Source organism: Morganella sp. EGD-HP17 (assembly GCF_000512315.2).
GTDB lineage: Bacteria > Pseudomonadota > Gammaproteobacteria > Enterobacterales > Enterobacteriaceae > Morganella > Morganella morganii.
The window spans coordinates 1-1,602 of record NZ_AZRH01000057.1; the positions used below are offsets into that span (position 1 = coordinate 1).

The 1,602-nt window shown below is 34.8% G+C and carries 2 protein-coding genes and 1 pseudogene; all 3 read left to right on the forward strand.

Annotated features, from left to right (window positions below; translation table 11 throughout):
* The first annotated feature begins 229 nt into the window (after positions 1–229).
* Positions 230–880, forward strand: coding sequence for an AAA family ATPase (locus X965_RS18685; RefSeq protein WP_036419811.1), 651 nt, complete (start codon positions 230–232; stop codon positions 878–880).
* Between the two features lie 63 nt (positions 881–943).
* Positions 944–1,231: a ribbon-helix-helix domain-containing protein gene (locus X965_RS18690; protein WP_036419813.1), complete on the forward strand. Its 288-nt coding sequence runs from the start codon at positions 944–946 to the stop codon at positions 1,229–1,231.
* Between the two features lie 99 nt (positions 1,232–1,330).
* A pseudogene (locus X965_RS19690) lies at positions 1,331–1,602 on the forward strand (hypothetical protein); the annotation flags it as partial.

Here is a 1,602-nt window from a genome sequence, read left to right on the forward strand (position 1 = left end):
AGGGGCGAAATGGTTTTGACCCGGAAGTTTGGCTATTTTTCTAATACACAAGGGCGGATCAGTATCTTAATGTTGATATTCAAAACAACATTCATTTCACTATCATACAAACATCAAAACAATACCATATCAATATTAAATTAATGTTTTTTCACTACCACCCCCCTTGTAAGAGGACAATTAAATTGATATGATTTTAATATCACATCAATATTAATCGAGGTGCTTCATGATTTTAACAATTGCTAATACAAAAGGTGGTGTTGGTAAATCCACCTTAGCAGTTAACATTGCTTGTGCACGAGCTTTACAAGGAAAAAAAGTCTGGCTAGTTGATGGAGATAAACAAGGCTCATCTCAGACCGCAATACTTGTCAGATCACAAGCAAATATAGAACCAGGAATAGCATGTTCACATTACCCTGACGGTGCTGTACTCAGAAGTCAGGTAATACTACAAAAAGATAATTATGACGATGTAATAATTGAATGCGGCGGTCGAGATTCAACTGCTATGAGAGCAGCTTTAACACTGACAGATAAGCTACTTATCCCATCTGCAATTGGTAGTTTTGAAGCATGGGCAATGGATGCAAACCTTGACCTGATCAGGGAAACCAGAAGTATTCGGGACAATTTGATCGTTTACGCAGTACTCAATAAAGCTGATACACATCCGACATCTACGGATAATGATGAAATGTTAAAGCAAATGCAAAGTTATGCAGATGAAATTCCTGTCCTAGACCACATAATTTATTCTAGAAAAAACTATGCAAACGCAGCAGGATCAGGCAGGACAGTATCAGAATTAAAGCTCAGAGCTAGGGATAGACCCATTGTAGATGAACTAGACACCCTTATAAAAATATTATTTTGATATTATATAAACATTAATACAATATTATTTCACTATCACTTTAACCTATAAATGGTAAAAATAATGGCAATACAACCAAAGCCTAAATTGAACACAATGCCTTCAATTAAAAATAATGAAATCGATAACTTCATTAATCGTGCTCCTGATTCAGGTGTTAGCCACGAACAGTTAGTACCAAAAAAGGCAAAAAGAAAGAAACAAATCACTATAACAATGGATGATGAGCTTATTGAAAAAATTGATATCGCCGCTAGTGAAAATGGTCAATCAAGAGCAGCTTTTATAAATATGTCATGTATAAACGCGCTCAAGAATGGTATGAACATTAAAGGTATAAACGATAATTAATCACACCAATATAGAATTATATTAATATTAAAACAATATTAACCTAATATTGTTTAGATGTGATTATACTTTTATCATATCCTTAGAGCGTTTACTAAGATGAAAAGATATACCTTATTTGTATCTATGATTATTTTTTCATTAACTTATTATTGTTCAGCTAAATCTCTATTCATCGGAGACAGTCTTACTCTAAGCCTGGCAAAAGGAGCGAAAGAGCAGGACGTTCTGGAATATTATTACCTGGACAGATCAGGACTGATGAATGAGGCATTTTATGACTGGCTGGCGTTCGTACAACGGATGCCGGTCAGTTCCCCTGATTTAATAATAGTATCGCTGGGTGCTAATGATAGTATGTCTGTCTCTGT

Excerpts from the sequence above, each read along its gene's own strand:
- X965_RS18685 (WP_036419811.1), top strand. The coding sequence starts at position 230 with ATGATTTTAACAATTGCTAATACAAAAGGTGGTGTTGGTAAATCCACC.
- X965_RS18690 (WP_036419813.1), top strand. The coding sequence starts at position 944 with ATGGCAATACAACCAAAGCCTAAATTGAACACAATGCCTTCAATTAAA.